A 17,005-nucleotide genomic window follows, 5' to 3' on the forward strand; every position below is an offset into this window, starting at 1 on the left:
GCGGATTCCTTTCAGCTGAGTTGCCAGTCTTGAGCGATGTTCCACATTCCCGCGATACGTTGCTTCAACAGCGTCGTCAACAACAGCAGTGGCTTGCGTCTCTGGCCGCTGGCGCACGTTCGCGGCAGCGTTTGGCAGCCTTGGCGGTGTGCAGCTCAGGCGCGCTTCTGATCGTACAGGCCGCTGCCATTGCCTGGTTGATCCAGAGCATAGTCGTCGAGCGTGTAGCTATCGTGCAGGCCGGCCCAGCTTTTGGGCTGCTGGCGCTGACCCTGCTGTTGCGCAGTCTGCTGGGCGGGCTGGCGCAATCGGCGGCCGGTGATGTGGCAGATTGCGCCAAGCTGACGTTGCGGGGGCAGATTTACCAGCGGCTGATGGCGCGTGGCCCGCTGTGGCTGCGGCGGCAGCGCACCGGCGAACTGGGCGAACTGCTGCTGGCTCATGGCGATGCCATTGAGGGCTATTACGCGGGTTTCCAGCCTGTGCGGGTGGAAGTGGTGGTGGTGCCGCTGTTGATTCTCGCGGCTGTGGCCTATGTGGATTGGGTGGTGGCGCTGATCTTCCTGTTCACTGCGCCGCTGGTGCCGTTCTTCATGATGTTGGTGGGCTGGGGCGCCGAAGCGGCCGGGCGTGAGCAGTTGGGTGAACTGGCGCGGATGAGCGGGCACTTCGCCGATCGCATCAAAGGCTTGGGGTTGCTGCGCCTTTATGGGCGAGGCGAGGCCGAGCTGGGCGGTATCGAGCAGGCGGCAGAGGGGGTGCGCGTTCGCACCATGAAGGTGCTGCGCATTGCCTTTCTGTCTTCCACAGTGCTGGAGTTCTTTGCTTCGGTGAGCGTGGCGATGGTGGCCTTGTACTTGGGCCTGAGCTATCTGGGGATGATGTCGCTGCATGCGGCCGTGCCGACGCTGGGGACAGGTATGTTCTGTCTGCTGCTTGCACCGGAGTTTTACGCGCCGTTGCGGCGGCTGGCGGCCCACTATCACGACCGCGCCAATGCGCTGGCTGCCGCATCTGAGGTGGAGCGGCTGCTGGCCGATGATGCGCCGCCTGCGCTGACAAATGAGGTTGTCAGTGCGCCGGTCAGTGTGGAACCGGCGCAGCTACATGCGCCGCTGGTGTGCGTGCAGGCCGTTACCTTGCGTCCGCAAGGGGCGGGTCACGACGTGCTGACGGACTTTTCGCTGGATATTTCTGCGGGCCAGCGTCTGGCGCTGGTTGGCCCCAGCGGCAGCGGCAAGAGTACGGTGCTGGAAGCGTTGGCGGGGTGGCTACCGGCGCGCGAAGGCCGGATAGTCTTGCGGGAGGGGATTCGCATCGGCTACGCCGGGCAGCGGCCTTATCTGTTCCACGGCAGCATTGCCGACAACCTGAGGCTGGCGGATCCGGCGGTCAGTAATGCGCGCCTGCAGGCGGTGGCCGAGGTCGCGCAGGTGATGCGCTTTGCTCAGCATCTGCCGCAGGGCCTGGATACGGTGATCGGCGAGCGCGGTTTTGGTTTGTCTGGCGGTGAGGCCCGGCGAATTGGTCTGGCGCGCTTGCTGTTGCGGGATCCAGACCTGTTTCTGCTCGACGAACCTACCGCGTTCCTCGATCCGCAGACCGAGCGGGATCTGCTGCAGGCGCTGGCCACGCATACGCGAGGCCGCACGGTGCTGATGGCCACCCACAGCGAGGTGGCCATGCGTTGGGCTGACAAGGTCATCACGCTGCCGGCCAATGTGCATGCATACGAAGGGGAGGGCGCATGAAGCCTGACGACACCAAGCGTGGTGACATCACGCGTGACGACATGCGCGGCGTATTCATGCGTCATCGTGGCTGGTTGCTGCTGACCACCGTGCTTTTGTTCACCACCATGCTGGCCGGGGTGGGCCTGCTGGGATTGTCTGGCGGATTCCTCACTGGCGCTGCATTGGCCGGCGCCCTGGGTGCCGGCGCGACGTTCAACTTCTTTTCCCCATCGGCCGGCATCCGTGGCCTGACCATGATGCGGATCCTGTCGCGCTACCTTGAAAAACTGGTCGGGCACGACGCTACCCTGCGGATCGCGCGTGACTTGCGGGTGTGGTTCTTCCGGCGCGCTTTGCCCTTGGCACCGGCACGCTTGGGTAGCAGCCGCACCGGCGAACTACTGGCGCGGTTGATCTCCGATATCAGTGATGTCGATGGCGCGGTGGTGCGCGCGATAGGCCCGTTGCTGGCGTTGCTGGGTATTGCGTCCACCGCGGTTCTTGCAGCGGCATTGATCTACTGGCCAGCCGCGTTGTTGTTGGCGGTGTTGGGGTTGTTGGTTGGGTTGGGTGTACCGGTATTGGCGGTGCGCCGTGGTGATGCCAATGAAGCCCAGCGTGCGCAGCACCGCGCCGCTCTGCGCACACTGGCGTATGAGGGGTTGGAAGGTGTTGCTGACCTCACGGCGCTGCATGCGCGTGATGCATGGGCGCAGCGCGTGGAGGCCGCCGCTGGTCAGCTGGCGGATGCTGACCGGCGTCGCAGACGGCGCTTGATCGGCGGCAACCTGTTGCATTCGATGCTGTCCGGGCTCGGCCTGCTGGGAATGCTTTGGCTGGCGTTGTCGGCGTTTGAAGCCGGAAAGGTGGAAGCGCCGATGGCTGCAGGCTTGATCTTCTTGACGGTCGCGCTGCTGGAAGTGGCCGCAGGCAGCAGTCTTGCCTGGCAGGCGTTGCAGTCAGCGCGGGTCGCGGTAGGGCGGTTGCAGCAGATTGTGGATCAACCACCCGCGGTGCTCGATCCTCCACAACCCGTTGTAGTGCCGGCGCCACCGGCCGTGTTGTCGTTTGAAAAGATTGTGTTCGCCTGGCCGGGTGAAGTGCGCAGATTGCTTGACGGTGTTGACCTGCAGTTGGCACCGGGCGAGCGCATCGCCATTCGAGGTGATAGCGGTTGCGGTAAGACCACCTTGTCGGCCTTGATGCTGCGCTTGTGGGACCCGGAGCAGGGTGCGATCCGTTATGGCGGCACTGATCTGCGTGCCTTCCTGCAGGATGACTGGCATCGCCAGATTGCCTGGTTGCCGCAGGGCGCGCCGGTATTTGCAGGCAGCATTGCCGACAACCTGCGCCTCGGCGGGCCGAATGCCGGGGACGAAGCGATGTGGTCCGTGTTGAAGCAGGTGCGGTTGCACGAATGGGCGCAGCAGCAAGGCGGCCTGTTGGCTTGGGTAGGGGAGAACGGTGCCACGATGTCTGCGGGTCAGGCGCGGCGCTTGGCCCTTGCCCGTGCGCTGCTGCGCAACGCACCGCTGATGGTGCTGGACGAACCGACTGAAGGTTTGGACGTGGATACCGCCCATGCCTTGCTGAAGGATCTGGCCGCAGCGCTGGGCAATCGCAGTCTATTGATGATCACCCACGGCGAACTGCCCGATGGCGTCGTGCAGCGTGAATACCGCTTGCACCATGGGCAGTTGCTGCGGGTGGAGTGACGGACGTCGGTGCGCAGCGGTAGCCGTTGCTAATGGTTGCTGCCGCCAACATAGGGGCGGGATTGCAGGATGACGATGTCATCACCTACCACGGCCCATTCGATGTCCTGTTCCGCACCACCCAGCGCCTGCCGGGTGCTGCGGCCCACTGCCGCAAGACGCGTGATCAATGCATCGGTGAGTACCTGGCGCGAGCCGGTAAGGGCTACTTCACGCACGCCGCCATTGACGTCCGCGACCAACTGCGTGTCTTCGGCCGAACGGCTGAGTACCTGGACTGCTTTGGACCAGTTGGAATACATCACCTGTTCGGCCTGGCGCTTGCCTTCCACCACACGGATGCCAAGCCCGCGCTTGGCTGATATGTAGGTGATGTGGCGCCGGCCGGCGTCGAAAGGATCGCGGGTGATCATCACCCCCGAACTGTCCGAGGGTGCAGCCAGTTGCACCAGCACGGCCATCGCTACCGCGTCCTGACCAAGGCCTGCTGCGCTGCGTGCCTCGTAGGCTTCAAAGTTGTAAACCGATGCCCACACTGCCTGGATTGCACGTACCAATGCATCGCCCCGGGTGACGTTGGGCACGGTGGTGTAAAGGCCCGCGCCGCTGAAACCGGGTAGATCCTCGGAGTTGGACGAACTGCGTACGAACACACCGCGTCCCTGGAGTTGTTTCTGCCACTGTGCTTGCAGCAAATGCGACAGAGCGGGATCAGGCGCGGCGTTGCTTATTTCGGCGCGCAAGGTGGTTAATGCATTGCGGCGCACGGCCGCATCCGTCGCAAAGCCGGGGCGTTGTTGCAGCGTCGCCAGGCGTTGCGGAATCTGCAGCCGCAGCATTGCCGCTTGGTATTGCGAGAAGGGAACGCAAAAGCCATCCGGTACGCGTGCCGCCGGAGGTAGCGCGGATTTCAGTGTGCCCAGATTCGCCGCCTTGACGCCGCAGTGACGGCTGTCGCGTGCCCGCAGCGCCGACAACGGTTGGAGAGCGGTGACAGACAGGTCAGGCCTGGGTAGGTTGCGTGCTGGTGTTGGCGTTGCGATGGCCGGTGTTCTGGCTGGCCGTGCAATCTTGCGCACCCGATAGTTGTTGGGAGTGACTTCCAGTTCCACCCACTGCCCGTCGTATTGACGCAGCGCGGCTTGCGCGTTGTGCACATATGCATTCGGTATGCGCCAACCCTTGGCTAACAGGTTCACATGCGACAGCAAGGTCGACGGGCGTTGCGTTACCAGGCCGGCGATGGGCGGCAATGCTATCGGCACTTCGTCCAGAACCACGATGTCGTGTGGTGACAGGTCGCTCACCCGTTCGGTGGAGCTGACAATACGCAGTCTGCCCTGCGCGCGACCAGTGTTAAGCGGTAGAAAGCGCTGTTCACGCAGCAGTGCTTCCTGGGTGACAAAAGGCAGCGCGGCGGAACGAGCGGTCTGCTCATGCAGCGTGGAGTTGGTCTTGAAGCGGATGGCGTCGTAGAAGCTTGCGTGAATGAGCTGGTCGGTCTGCGTGAGCAAGGCCGGCGTAAGTTGATCGCCTTCCCAGAACTCGTAGGTATAGCCGGGCAGGTCGCGCTGCCAACTCAGGGTGCCAAACAGGAACCGTCTCTGAGGGTCTTTGTACTGCGCATTGAGCGTGGCTTTGTTCAACTGCATCAGGCCCTCACGGCGCACGAAATGTTCGTGCAGCTCGTAGCGGGGCGTATTGATGTAGTAGATGCGGCTCGGCTCAGCTCGGTCGATGGTGAAGATCAGGTGCGGGATCTCCAGCGGCGTGCCGGCATTGTAAATTCGCGCAAGGCGCATGAAATCATCGCTGCTGCGGATACGCGCCAAGTACGCCGGTGCCTGCGCATCATTTACGGACGGTGAAGGCTGGGCTGCCGTGCCTTGTCGGTATTCGTAGGGCGATGGCTTGCGAGCGGTTTGCGCTGACAGCTCCGGAAGGTTGATCAGTGAGAGTGCGCTCAGTCCGAGGAGCGCAAGAATGCGAGGGAGAACAGGTTGCTTACGGGCGCGATCCATGTGGCCGTCTGGGTGGTTGGATAGGGAATCATAATGGAGCCGCAGTGTTTGAACTGCAGCGAGGACGCCGAGGTCCGCCTTGCAGCGACATCGATCTTCCGTGGAAAGCCGCTGTCACTACGCGGCGCAGTCTCACAATGCGGTGGAGAACACGGTATCGGTCAAGGTGAACAGGGCGATGACGCCCAGAATGTTGACTGCCACCGTCAGCCAGAACACGCGCTGGAAACTGCGTTTGCGGCTTTTGTGATTGAACAACCCCTGCGCCAATAGCGCGCCCGGCCAGCCGCCGAGTAACGCGATCATATGAAGCGTGCTTTCGGGGGTTCGCCAGCGGTTGCGTTGAGCGGCGGCCTTGTCGCTGACGTAGAAGATCAGTGCGAGCAGGCTCATGCCGCTGATGGTGAGCATCGCCCAGTCTGGAACGAATTTCGCCAGCCATGCCAGCGTTGCAGCAAACAGTGCCAGAAGCCCCAGTGTTGCACGCGGCAAGCGAGGTGCTGGCCCTGGAGGCTTTTCTGCAGCCTGGACTCTGCTTGTCGAGGCAAAGCGAATGGCGGTTGCATTAAGTCGCCCGCGCGCATCCTTATGTTGCTCATAGCTGACCAGCAGACCATTGGCTGGCCGCTGCGGTATGCGCTCAAAGGCTTTGATGTGGACAAAGGCCCGCTCGCCGCCGCCATTGGGGACGACAAAGCCGAAGCCCTTGTTGTCATTCCACTCTTGAAGTCGTCCCTGGTAACGCATGCTTCCCCCTGTCCTGTCTGCTGCACATTGAAACCCGCAGATGCGGGTGTTGTGAAGTGGCTGCGTCAAGCTAGCGTGCGGTAGCCAAAGAACAGCAGCAGCGCCGCAGTGCTCCAGAACAACAGGCCGACAACCGTCAGGGTAATGCCTTCAAAATGACGGCCCGGGGAGAGCAGTCGCGTGATCACGCGACCGGTTTCGTGAAACAGAAACTCCACGAATACTTCAAACAACAGGCGCCCGATGAAACGGAACACGCCGCTCTGCAGGTTGCCTGCACTATCGTCAAGGGCATGCGGATGACGGCTGGGATAGTTCTATCGGGCCTGTTGCATTGCTCGGCTTTCAAGCAGGTTGTCGCGCAGTGCCAGCTGCTTTCCCAGCAGGTAGCCGGATGTGGCGGTCAACATGGTCGCGCCAATCACGAGAGAGGAAAGTGCGACTGCGAACTTCCGCCCGCGTCGCAGCGTGATCGCGCCGGTGGCCATCAAGGTCAACGGAAGCAGGGACCAGTGGATGACAGCAGAGAACAATAGGCCAAGTGCAAATGCCGTGCTGGCCTTGGCCTCAAATTGAGCTTTGGTGGAGAACATGAGGTTTCCTCTCCATGGAATATCTGGCCGACAGAGGGCTGCGCGATTGCTGACGGTAGCGCCCATTGGCGGGGCTTTCAACGCGGGCATCAATGCTGTGAAGCGGGGAGGTTGCCTCGGCCCTGCGGCTAAGGGATTGGGGACGTAGATGTGGCCTCTTCCCGCACCCGCAGGAAGCGCGCGAAGCGCGGCAGGCCATGTACGGTGAGGCCGTTGTAGCGATAGGTGACGAGGCTGCCAATCGCGGGCGGATTGGCGCGCTGCGCATCGCTCAAACCACTGCCGATACGGAAGCGCCTACCGTCATCTGCCTGCATCTGCAGCGCGCCGACCATGCCCTCGTATTTGCCTTTGCCAGTCACATAGCCGACGACGCGTGCTTCGGTGTCTTCAAAAGGTTTGAGTTTCAACAGGCCTTCGCTGCGGCCGGGCAGGTATCGGTTGTCTTGGTGATGCAGCATCAGCCCCTCGCCACCGGCTGCCACCACCTGACGCAGCTGTGCGTGCAGTGATGCGGTATCGACGACACGTTGTTGGGCGATGACGGCCAGATGGGAATTGCCCGTGCCGTGAACCACGCCGCGCATGGTAGCGAGCCGTTGCTCGAACGTTCCGGGGTGTGCAGGTAGGTCGAATGCCATGAAGCGTAGCGTGCGCCATTGCTCGTCATCTGCCGGTGTTCGGCGGATGGTGGCGCTGATGGCGTCGAAGTTGCTACGGCTGGACCACAGCTCGCCGTCGAGAGGTTGCTGCGGCCATTGCTGGGTAAACCAGACCGGTGCGGGAATGACGTGGCCCGCACGGCTTATCAATTTGCTGCCGTCCCAGCGGGCGCGGACACCGTCGAGCTTTTTCGCTGACCAGGTAGCGGGAGACATCCGGGCCGTCCTGCCATTTGCTGGCCAGCATCAACGGCGGTGGCGATGCGCTGCTGGGGGCGGGCATGCAGCACAGCAAAAACAAACAGATGACGATCAGACGCAGCATCGCGAACCCTTGCATGGTGTGGGTTGCTAGCGTGAGGCGGCGGAATGGTCGCCACTATCGGTGGCCGCAGGCCTGCGAGGTAGGAAGGCAGGCGATCGTACAGAGCAGATGAAACCGCTTACTTCCTTCGACGACGGTCAAAAAGGAGAGGGAGGCGTGGGCTTCTTCCGTAGCCAGAGAGGGACGATGAAGTCCCAGCCTGTACCCGGCCGCAAACCTGCATTCACACAGATGCCGCAGATGGACGCATCACCGACTCCCTGCATATGGCGCTCCTGCTGGGGAACGTGGGTTACGACAGCGATTGCAGGAACTGTTGTACAGCGGGGCCAAACCGGTCGTAATCCACCAGGAAGGCATCGTGGCCCTGTGGCGAATCCATGCCGATGAACTGCGTTTCGGCACCGCCTGCGCGCAAACCGTCGGCGATCTGCTGCTGTTGCTCCACCGGGAACAAAATGTCGGTGTTTGCACCGATGGCCAGTGCGCGCTGGATATGGATCTTCGCAAGGCCGGCCATCACATCGCCATCGGCATATTCGGCCAGGTCGAACCAATCCATCGATCGGCCGAGATAGAGGTAACAGTTGGGGTCGAAACGGCGCACGAAGCGCCGGGCGTGGCCCTCCAGGTAGCTCTCTACCTGGAACTCCAGCCCGAACGGGCCTTCGTCGGTCAGCTCGGAATCCAGCCGCACGCGGCCGAAGCGGCCATCCCACTCCAGTGCGGAACGGTAGGTGATGACGCCCAGCTTGCGCGCCATGCGCATACCGGATTCGGGGTAGCTGTTCTCGTCGTACTCGCCATTGTTCCAGGCTGGATCCAGGCGAATGGCTTCGCGCTGCAACGAGCGGATGGCGATGGAGAATGGCAGGGCCTGTGCGCTGCCGGAAATGTTGATGTGAGTGCGGGCAATGCCAGGGTGCTGCAGCAACACCGCCAGCGCAGTCATGCCGCCCATCGAATTGCCAATCAGACAGGCCAGCTGTGAAATGCCCTGCGCCTTGACCACTTCGGCAGCAGCATTGGCGACGTCCTCGATGGACAACTCGGGGAAGGCCAAGCGATACGGTTTACCGCTGGCAGGATCGAGGGTTGCCGGGCCGGTGGAGCCTTTGCAACTGCCCAGCGAGTTCACGCAGATGACGAACCAGCGATCGGTATCAATCGGTTTGCCGGGGCCGAGCATCGGCTCCCACCAACCGGGTGTGGGATTGGCGGCATTGCTGGCTGCGTGTGCATCTGGCGACAGGCCGGTGACGATCAGGACGGCGTTGCCCGCGTCGGCGGCCAGCGTGCCCCAGGTTTCGTAGGCAACGTGTGCACCCAGCAGGGCGCCGCCGCGCTTCATCGGAAACGGGGACGAGAGTGCGTGAAAGCGGCTGCCTTCGGGGATGAATTCAGTCATCGGCCAATTTTAACGGCTGGGAAGGGCGGGCTTTGCATGCACTGATAGCCGGACGTTATTTGAATATGTCCGGCTCAGGGTTGTCCGAGCGTGATTTCCAGTGGCTTGTCAGCGGGCAGGATGACGCGGACCGGCGTGGACTCGACATCACCGTCCTGGCGCATCGCGGTGCCGCTGGCCGAGAGGCGCGCGAATACTTCCACTTCCTTCAGGGCAGACAGCTTTTGCGTGGGCATGGGGCTGTCGCCATCGTCCAGCGTGACGGTCAGTGGTGTGCTTTGCGCGTTGTGGCGCTCCACCGCCACCGGCATCGGTGGGCCACCGGGGACGCGGGCGATGACGAAGATGGTGTCCTTTCCGGAAGCCATGCGCGCCGCCAATGACGGCGCAACGGTGACCGTCACCGTGATGGCATTGGCTGAAGCAACGGCGGTGGTCACGGGGGTTGCAGAAGCGGGTTCGGCGGCTACTTTGCCACGCGCGATGTCTATCTGTTCCTGCAGCGCAGCGGCGGCTGCCGGCTCCAGTTTCGGCAGCAAGGCGGTCCATGTGCGGACAGCGTCCTCGTTCTGGCCGCGCTGGCGTTGCACGATGCCGATCAGCCAGATGGCGCGCTCGTTGTCAGGTGCAAGTTCGCGTGCGTGTTGCAGCCATTGCACGGCAATGTCGTCGAACAGGAAATCGGGCGCGGCCTGGGCGCGGGTCTGCGCGGCTTCCACCAACAGGCCAGGTTCATCCGGGGCGAGCTGCACGGCGCGTTGATACGACGCAGCGGCATCAGCGACCTTGCCGACTTCCAGCTGCGATCGCGCCAGCAGCACCCAGCCATCCATGCGTTCGGGGTTCTGCTGCAGTACTGATTGCAGCTGGGTGATGCCTTCTTCGATGGTCTGGGGTGCTGCCGCGCTGGCTTGCGGCTGGAGGGCAGCCGGTGTGCCGAGCCATTGGTAGAGGCCGAGCGTAGCCACCACCAGTGCACCTACCAGGGTGCCCCAGATGCGGCGCTTGCCGCTGCGCCACAACGGCCACAACGTGAGCCCGGTGGCGACGGCAGCGAGCAGTGCTGCGCCAGCAAGGAAAGCAGTGTTCACCATTCGCGATCTTCCTGTGCGTGCTCGTCGGCGGCTGCTGCTGGCAGGCCGCGTGCACGTTTGCGTACCTGCATTACCAACACCACCGCGCCAGCAAGCAAGAGCAGGCCAGGGCCGAACCACAGCAGGGCGGTGCCGGGCTCCATCGCTGGGCGGTACAGCACGAACTCGCCGTAGCGTTCGACCAGGAACTGCTTGATCTGTGCATCGCTACGGCCTTCGTGCATCAGCTTGAGCACCTCACGACGCAGGTCGTGGGCGATCTGTGCATTGGAATCGGCCAGTGACTGGTTCTGGCATTGCACGCAGCGAAGTTCGGCAGTGAGTGCATGGAAACGCGCTTCTTCCGCGCGATCGCGGTACTGCAGCGGAGCGGGGTCGCCGGCGGGTTGTGCGCATGCAGCGAGTGTCATGCCCAGCCACAGCAGCACGCCGACCATCCATTTCATCGTGCCGCGCCCATGTCGGAGGCGTGTTTGCCGCCGGCTTCGGCTTCAACCTTCTCCAGCGCAGGGATGAGCTGCTGGTCAAGGACGTCCTGGGTGATGGCGCCGCTGTACTTCCAGCGGACAATGCCGCTGCCATCGACCAGGAAGGTTTCCGGTGCGGCGACGATGCCCCAGTCCAGTGCCGTACGACCTTCTTCGTCGGCCAACACCACCATGTAGGGATTGCCCAGCTGCTCCAGCCAGCGCAGTGCATCGACGCGTGCGTCTTTCCAGTTGTAGCCGACCACGCGCACGCGCTTGGTTTCGGCGAAACGGGTGAGGATGGGGTGTTCATCACGGCAGGCCGGGCACCAGCTGCCCCAGACATTCAGCAGGTAAGGCGCGCCGCGAAGTTGCGTGTCGCTGACCTGCACGCTTGGATCGTGAAGTACCGGCAGTGAGAACGATGGAGCCGGCTTGCCGATCAGCGCCGAAGGCAGCGTGTCGCGGTCGGGCCGGTCTGACCTGCTCACGCCGTACAACATCAGCCCCAGCAGGCCGAGGAAGAACAGTGCGCCAATGACGATGGCGACCAGCGGCAAGCGATGCGGCTTGTTGGGTTCGGGAGATGTTGAGACGGTCATTTATTTTTTACCAGGCAGTCGGCGGAAGCGACGGTCAACGGCGGTGATGAAGCCGCCCAGGGCCATCAACGCTGCGCCCAGCCATATCCAGCGGACAAAGGGTTTGATCTGCACACGCACGGCCCAGGAGCCATCGCCCAGCGATTCTCCCAGTGCAACGTAGATATCACCACCCAGTGCGGGGTGAATGCCGGCTTCGGTCATTGGTTGGCCACCGCTGGCATACATGCGTTTTTCCGGGTGGAGCCGGGTAATCAGCGTGTCGTTGCGGAGCAACTTCAGGTGACCGCGATCGGAGTGGTAGTTGGGGCCCTCGCTGGCATCCACGCCTTCAAACACCAGCGTGTAGCCGCCCGCGTCCACGGACTGGCCAGGAGCCAAAGCCACTTCGTGCTGCACGTTGAGTGCCTCCACCAGCAGTGCACCGACCAGAAACACCGCAATGCCCAGGTGCCCCACCAGCATGCCAGTCATCTCGGCATTCAAACGGCCGTTGCTGCGCAGGCGGGTCCACAAGTAGTACAGCGTGCCACCGGCAACCCATGCGGCACCGGCAATGCCTGCGGCGGCCTTGAGTTTGCCTTGGGGTGCCATGAACCAACCGATCACTCCCAGTACCACTGCCAATACGGCCCACGGCGCCAGCAAGGCGAGGGGACGCAGGCCTTGTTCGCGTTGCCAGCGGGTCAGTGGGCCGAATGGCAACAACAACACCAGCGGCGCCATCAACACCACGAACAGCGTGCCGAAGTAAGGCGGCCCCACCGACACCTTGCCCAGGTCCAGTGCGTCGGCCAACAACGGGTAGAGCGTACCCAGCAGCACCATCGCGCAGGCGCTGGTAAGCAGCAGGTTGTTCGCAAGTAGCAGGGTTTCGCGTGAGTTGAGTGCGAAGGCGCGGTTGGCCTCGCGCGCATTGCCACCAACCGTCGGTACGCGCAGCACATACAGCAGCAGCGAGCTGCCGACCACCAGCGCAAGGAATATCAGAATGAACAAACCGCGCGCGGGGTCGGCGGCGAAAGAGTGCACGCTGGTCAACACACCCGAGCGCACCAGGAATGTCCCCAGCAGCGACAGCGCAAAGGCTGCGATGGCAAGCAGCAGCGTCCAGCCGATGAAAACGCCGCGCTTCTCGGTAGCGGCCTGCGAATGCAGCAGTGCAGCGCCTACCAACCACGGCATGAAGCTGGCGTTTTCCACGGGATCCCAGAACCACCAGCCACCCCAGCCCAATTCGTAATAGGCCCACCAGCTGCCCAATGCGATGCCCAGGGTAAGGAAGCCCCAGGCTGCGTTGGTCCATGGCCGCGTCCAGCGCAGCCAGCGCACGTCGATATGACCGTCGAGCAGGGCGGCGATGGCGAAGGCGAACGGTACGACAAAGCCAACGTAGCCGATGTAGAGCAGCGGCGGATGGATGATCAGCCCGGGGTCCTGCAGCAACGGGTTGAGGTCATGGCCGTCGGCCGGCGACGGCAAGAGTCGCGCGAAAGGATTGGACGTGAACAACAGGAAGGCCAGGAAGCCAACGCTGATCATGCCCATCACGGCCAGCACGCGCGCTACTACCGGTTCGGGCAACTGTCGCGAAAATTCGCTTACGGCCGCGCTCCACAAGGCGAGTACCAACGTCCACAACAGCAACGAACCTTCGTGCGCGCCCCATACCGCCGAATAGCGGTAAATCATTGGCAGCAGTGAGTTGGAGTTTTCGGCAACGTAGCGCAGCGAGAAATCCTGGCGCACGAAAGCGATGGTCAGCACCACGAAGGCACCCAGCACCATGGCCAACTGCAGCATGGCAGCGGGACGTGCGATAGCCATCAGTGTTGGCAGTTGGCGCTGCGCGCCGACCAGGGGAAGCACGCTTTGCAGAAGCGCCGCCAGCAGTGCGAGGATCAGTAATACCTGTCCGATTTCAGCGAGCACTCAGGGCGTTTCCATTGCAGGGGTGGTGGCTGGGACCTGATGCTTGGTGTGCGCCTGGCCCATCTTGTCGGCCAGTTCCTTGGGCATGTAGGTTTCGTCATGTTTGGCCAACACGTCTTCGGCCACGAACACGCCATCGACCATGCGGCCGGTGGCAACCACGGCCTGACCTTCGCGAAACAGGTCGGGCAGGATGCGGTCGTAGCTCACGGGAAGCACCGCATCGCCGTCAGTTACCTCGAAACGCGCCAGCAATGCGCCGGGTTCGCGTTTGAATGAGCCCTTGCTGACCATCCCGCCTAGGCGGAACCGTGCTTCCGCTGGCACCTCGCCGGCGTGTACTTCGGCCGGCGTATAGAGATAGGCGATGTTGCGCTGCAGGGCAGTTGTTACCAGGGCAACGGCGATCCCGGCGACGGCCAGTACCACTACCACCAGCAACAAACGACGACGTTGGGTAGGGCTCATCGGCTCAATTCCTCGTCTACCGACACAGTGGCCGTGCGCTTGGCGCGCGCCACACGGTTGCGGGCTTCACGCAATTGTTGACGGATCTGCAGGCGCGGCACGATGAAATCCCAAGCCAGCACGATGAAGAACACCGCATACGCCATGGCCACGTACTTGAAGTAGGTCATGACGATTTCTCCACACGCTCACGCAACCAGGTTTTGCCGGCTTCCCGCCGCAGGTTGTCTGCGCGCGCGCGTGACAGCAGCGAACCCACAAACCAGAACTTGGTGGCCAGCACCATGATCCATAGTGGCAGCACCATGCTGCTGTCCATGCTGGATTCGCCGAATACACGGATGGTTTGCCCCTGGTGCAGGGAGTTCCACCACAGCACCGAGTAACGGATGACTGGCAGCAGCGCCACACCGACGATGGACAGCAGGCCAGCAGCGCGCGCAGCGGCGCGACGGTCGTCGATGGCGCCGTACAGGCCCATCACGCCCAGGTAGAGGAACAGCAGGATCAGCTCGGTGGTCAGGCGCGGGTCCCAATCCCACCAGGTTCCCCACATCGGCTTGCCCCAGATGCTGCCGGTGAGCAACGTGATCAGGGTGAATGCGGCGCCGATCGGTGCGCAGGCCATGGCCAGGATTTCGCACAGTTTGATGCGCCAGACCAGTGCGATGGCGCTGTAGAAGGCCATCAGCCCGAACACGAACAGGCTCATCCACGCTGCAGGCACGTGGATATAGAGGATGCGGAAGCTGTCGCCCTGCTGGTAGTCGGCGGGGACTACCGCCAGCGCCTGCCACAGGCCATAGGCGAACAACGGCAGCGAAGCGAGGTAGCACCACGTTGACCAGCGGGCGGCGAAGGTGTCGAAGTAGGGCGGTGAGCCCAGCTTGTGAAACCAACCTACTAAACCTTTGAACATCCGCTCGCTCGTTGAGAAAGACCAAGGCCAGGTCGCGTGGAGCACCCTGGCCGGCTGGGTACCGCGCAGGTGCGGCGCCGTTGCTGTTTCAGACCAGGCTCAAGATACCTGAAATCTGCCGAATGGTCGGGCAGTGTGAGGTCTACGGTGCGGCGTGCGACCAACAGTCGCAGGTGGGTATGGTCAGCGGAGTCACGCTGCGCTGCGGCATAAAGCCGGCCTTAGGTACGCGGCAGTACGCCGGACAGGAACAGACGCACCGCCAGCCGCGCTTGTTCCTTGGCATGCGGAATATCGTCCGGGCTCATGCGGCCGTTAACGGAGCGCAGAACCAGACCGCCGATCACCATCATGTAAAACAAGTGGGCGCTGCGGTAAGGGTCTTCCACAAACAGGCGGCCAGCTTGGGTCTCACGCTGGAAGTACTCGTTCAACAGCGTTTCCATGGGTTCCACGCCATGGGCATGGAACCAGTCGCGCAGCTCTGGCAGGCGCATGCCTTCGGAGATAACCACGCGGTGACAGGCGATACGGGAAGGCGTGAGTATCTCTTCGACCATGCGGTACGCAGCTTGCTCAAGCGCTTCGTCCGGCGGTAGCGGGGACTGCATCAACTCATCCAGGCTTTGCCCGAAGCTGTCGATGCTGCGCTCCATCAGCGCATGTACCAGCCCGGTCTTGTCGCCGAATGCGCGGTACAGGGTTGCCATGGAGCCGCCGGCGCGTTTGACGATGTCGGACAGGCGCGCGGCCTGGTAGCCCTTTTCGTTGAACACTTCGGTCGCTGCTTCGAGGAACTTCTCCACGCGCAGTTCGCCACGGCGCTGCAGTTCGACCGCAGGGCGGGGCGGCAGTGTGGGTTTCCCCGTTTCCGAGGGGTTCGGGCGGTGCCGATTGGGCATGGTGGGCAACAGGGCGTGAAGCAGGCTGAAAGAATACCGTTGTTTGCGCGGTATACGAATTACGAATTGGCGATGCGGATGGCAGCCGCTGCGGTTAGGGGGGCCAGCAGGGTGCAGACCACCAGCCCGGCGGCCAGCATGAGCAGGGGGCCGCTGGGGTCCAGGCCTTGGGCTGCCACGGCCACGGCACCGGCACCGAAGACCAGCACTGGCACATACAGCGGCAGCACCAGCAATGCGAGCAGAATGCCCGCGCGGCGCATTCCCACAGTCAAGGCCGCGACCACGGCGCCCAACAGACTCAACAGGGGGGTACCCAAAGCCAGGGCGGCAACCAGCACGGGCAGCTGCTCGCGCGGTAGATGCATCAGCTCGGCCAGCAACGGGCTGACCAGCACCAGCGGGAAGGCGGTGGTCAGCCAGTGCGAAAACACCCGCACCGCGACCAACCATGCCAGCGGAATGGGCGACAGCAGCCACTGCTCCAACGAGCCATCTTCGGCATCGCCACGGAACAGGGTGTCCAGCGACAACAGGCCGGCCAGAAGGATCGACAGCCACAACACGGCTGATGCCACGCTCTGAAGCAGTTTCGGCTCCCCGCCCAACGCCAGCGCAAACAGCGCAACCACCAGCAATGCGAACAAGATGGGCTGAGCCGCGTCGCCGCGTCGCCGCCATAGCAGGCGCAGGTCGCGTGCGAGCAGGGCTTTGGCGGCAGTGAACAAGGTGGGCTGCGGACCGGGCAGGCTCATGCTGCGTGCTCCTGCGATTGGGCGCTGGCAAGAACAAGGGTGCGATTGCGCACCGGTGGTGCCGCGTAGGCGCCGTGGGTGGTGACCAGCGCGGCGCCACCACTGCGCAGGTGTGCGGAGATCATGCGGTTGACCAGGTTGATGCCATCCAGGTCGAGGTTGGCGTAGGGCTCGTCGAGCAACCACAGTGGCGCAGGTGACAACCACACCCGCGCCAGCGAGAGGCGCTTTTTCTGCCCTGCCGAGAGCTGCCGCACCAAGGTGTCTTCATAGCCCGCCAAGCCGACGATGGCCAGCGCATTGCCTGGCATCTGTCGGGTGCGACGTCCTTGCAGGCCACACATCAGATGAAGGTTTTCCAGCGTGCCCAGGTCCTGCTTGAGCGCGGTGAGATGGCTCAGGTAAGCCATGTAGCGGGAGCGTTCATGGCTGTTGGCCGGGCGGCCGTCGATATGGATCTGACCCTCGTCTGGACGCAACAACCCGGCCAGCACGCGCAACAGCGTGGTCTTTCCGGCGCCATTACCTCCCTGTACCAGTAGCGCTTCGCCGGCATCCACATGCAGGTCCAGCGGGCCGAACACCGGGTCATCATTGCGGGTGAAGCGCAGGCCGCGTGCGGCAAGCAGCGGCAGGGTGTTCGGGGAATCAATCATCGGATC

General features: G+C 63.0%; 18 protein-coding genes. 2 read left to right on the forward strand and 16 right to left on the reverse strand.

What is annotated here, in order from left to right; all coding sequences use genetic code 11:
* Window positions 1-29: 29 nt before the first annotated feature.
* Together cydD and cydC are read left to right on the forward strand one after the other, a co-directional pair.
* Window positions 30-1,751: a thiol reductant ABC exporter subunit CydD gene (gene cydD, locus PAN08_RS07560; RefSeq protein ID WP_269790827.1), complete on the forward strand. Its 1,722-nt coding sequence runs from the start codon at window positions 30-32 to the stop codon at window positions 1,749-1,751.
* Window positions 1,748-3,448, forward strand: coding sequence for a thiol reductant ABC exporter subunit CydC (gene cydC / locus PAN08_RS07565; RefSeq protein WP_269790828.1), 1,701 nt, complete (start codon window positions 1,748-1,750; stop codon window positions 3,446-3,448). The genes cydD and cydC overlap by 4 nt, the downstream gene beginning before the upstream one ends.
* A 29-nt stretch (window positions 3,449-3,477) precedes the next feature.
* Here the strand turns inward: cydC and PAN08_RS07570 are convergent, their stop codons facing one another.
* The 16 genes from PAN08_RS07570 to ccmA all read right to left on the reverse strand — a co-directional run bounded on the left by PAN08_RS07570 (window position 3,478) and on the right by ccmA (window position 16,999).
* Window positions 3,478-5,469, reverse strand: a complete 1,992-nt coding sequence (locus tag PAN08_RS07570) for a PEP/pyruvate-binding domain-containing protein (RefSeq protein ID WP_269790829.1) — start codon at window positions 5,467-5,469, stop codon at window positions 3,478-3,480.
* A gap of 132 nt (window positions 5,470-5,601) precedes the next feature.
* Window positions 5,602-6,285 (reverse strand): cold shock and DUF1294 domain-containing protein, encoded by a 684-nt coding sequence (locus PAN08_RS07575; RefSeq protein WP_269790830.1) that lies wholly within the window; start codon window positions 6,283-6,285, stop codon window positions 5,602-5,604.
* Complete coding sequence (locus PAN08_RS07580) at window positions 6,282-6,473, reverse strand: hypothetical protein (protein ID WP_269790831.1); 192 nt, start codon at window positions 6,471-6,473, stop codon at window positions 6,282-6,284. Before PAN08_RS07580 ends, PAN08_RS07575 begins: the two co-directional genes overlap by 4 nt.
* A 60-nt stretch (window positions 6,474-6,533) precedes the next feature.
* Window positions 6,534-6,809, reverse strand: a complete 276-nt coding sequence (locus PAN08_RS07585) for a hypothetical protein (protein ID WP_269790832.1) — start codon at window positions 6,807-6,809, stop codon at window positions 6,534-6,536.
* A 128-nt stretch (window positions 6,810-6,937) separates the two neighbouring features.
* Complete coding sequence (locus tag PAN08_RS07590) at window positions 6,938-7,687, reverse strand: DNA ligase (protein ID WP_269790833.1); 750 nt, start codon at window positions 7,685-7,687, stop codon at window positions 6,938-6,940.
* 401 nt (window positions 7,688-8,088) lie between these two features.
* Window positions 8,089-9,204 carry a homoserine O-acetyltransferase gene (locus PAN08_RS07595; protein ID WP_269790834.1) on the reverse strand — a complete coding sequence of 372 codons (1,116 nt, stop codon included), beginning with the start codon at window positions 9,202-9,204 and terminating at the stop codon, window positions 8,089-8,091.
* Between the two features lie 74 nt (window positions 9,205-9,278).
* On the reverse strand, window positions 9,279-10,298 hold the full coding sequence (locus PAN08_RS07600) for a tetratricopeptide repeat protein (protein ID WP_269790835.1): 1,020 nt from the start codon (window positions 10,296-10,298) through the stop codon (window positions 9,279-9,281).
* On the reverse strand, window positions 10,292-10,744 hold the full coding sequence (locus PAN08_RS07605; protein WP_269790836.1) for a cytochrome c-type biogenesis protein: 453 nt from the start codon (window positions 10,742-10,744) through the stop codon (window positions 10,292-10,294). The genes PAN08_RS07600 and PAN08_RS07605 overlap by 7 nt, the downstream gene beginning before the upstream one ends.
* A complete protein-coding gene (locus PAN08_RS07610) occupies window positions 10,741-11,367 on the reverse strand; it encodes a DsbE family thiol:disulfide interchange protein (RefSeq protein ID WP_269790837.1) in 627 nt (208 codons plus the stop codon). The genes PAN08_RS07605 and PAN08_RS07610 overlap by 4 nt, the downstream gene beginning before the upstream one ends.
* Window positions 11,368-13,299, reverse strand: coding sequence for a heme lyase CcmF/NrfE family subunit (locus PAN08_RS07615; protein WP_269790838.1), 1,932 nt, complete (start codon window positions 13,297-13,299; stop codon window positions 11,368-11,370).
* Window positions 13,300-13,767, reverse strand: a complete 468-nt coding sequence (ccmE, locus tag PAN08_RS07620; protein ID WP_269790839.1) for a cytochrome c maturation protein CcmE — start codon at window positions 13,765-13,767, stop codon at window positions 13,300-13,302.
* Window positions 13,764-13,937, reverse strand: a complete 174-nt coding sequence (gene ccmD / locus PAN08_RS07625; RefSeq protein ID WP_269790840.1) for a heme exporter protein CcmD — start codon at window positions 13,935-13,937, stop codon at window positions 13,764-13,766. Before ccmD ends, ccmE begins: the two co-directional genes overlap by 4 nt.
* A complete protein-coding gene (gene ccmC / locus PAN08_RS07630) occupies window positions 13,934-14,686 on the reverse strand; it encodes a heme ABC transporter permease CcmC (protein ID WP_269790841.1) in 753 nt (250 codons plus the stop codon). The genes ccmD and ccmC overlap by 4 nt, the downstream gene beginning before the upstream one ends.
* 221 nt (window positions 14,687-14,907) lie before the next feature.
* Window positions 14,908-15,588, reverse strand: coding sequence for a TetR/AcrR family transcriptional regulator (locus PAN08_RS07635; RefSeq protein ID WP_269790842.1), 681 nt, complete (start codon window positions 15,586-15,588; stop codon window positions 14,908-14,910).
* A gap of 59 nt (window positions 15,589-15,647) precedes the next feature.
* The gene (gene ccmB / locus PAN08_RS07640; protein ID WP_269790843.1) at window positions 15,648-16,343 is read right to left on the reverse strand and encodes a heme exporter protein CcmB; all 696 of its coding nucleotides are present in this window, start codon (window positions 16,341-16,343) and stop codon (window positions 15,648-15,650) included.
* Window positions 16,340-16,999: a heme ABC exporter ATP-binding protein CcmA gene (gene ccmA / locus PAN08_RS07645; RefSeq protein WP_269790844.1), complete on the reverse strand. Its 660-nt coding sequence runs from the start codon at window positions 16,997-16,999 to the stop codon at window positions 16,340-16,342. The genes ccmB and ccmA overlap by 4 nt, the downstream gene beginning before the upstream one ends.
* Window positions 17,000-17,005: the final 6 nt, after the last annotated feature.

The organism is Stenotrophomonas sp. Iso1 (genome assembly GCF_027497995.1).
Classification (GTDB): Bacteria; Pseudomonadota; Gammaproteobacteria; order Xanthomonadales; family Xanthomonadaceae; genus Stenotrophomonas.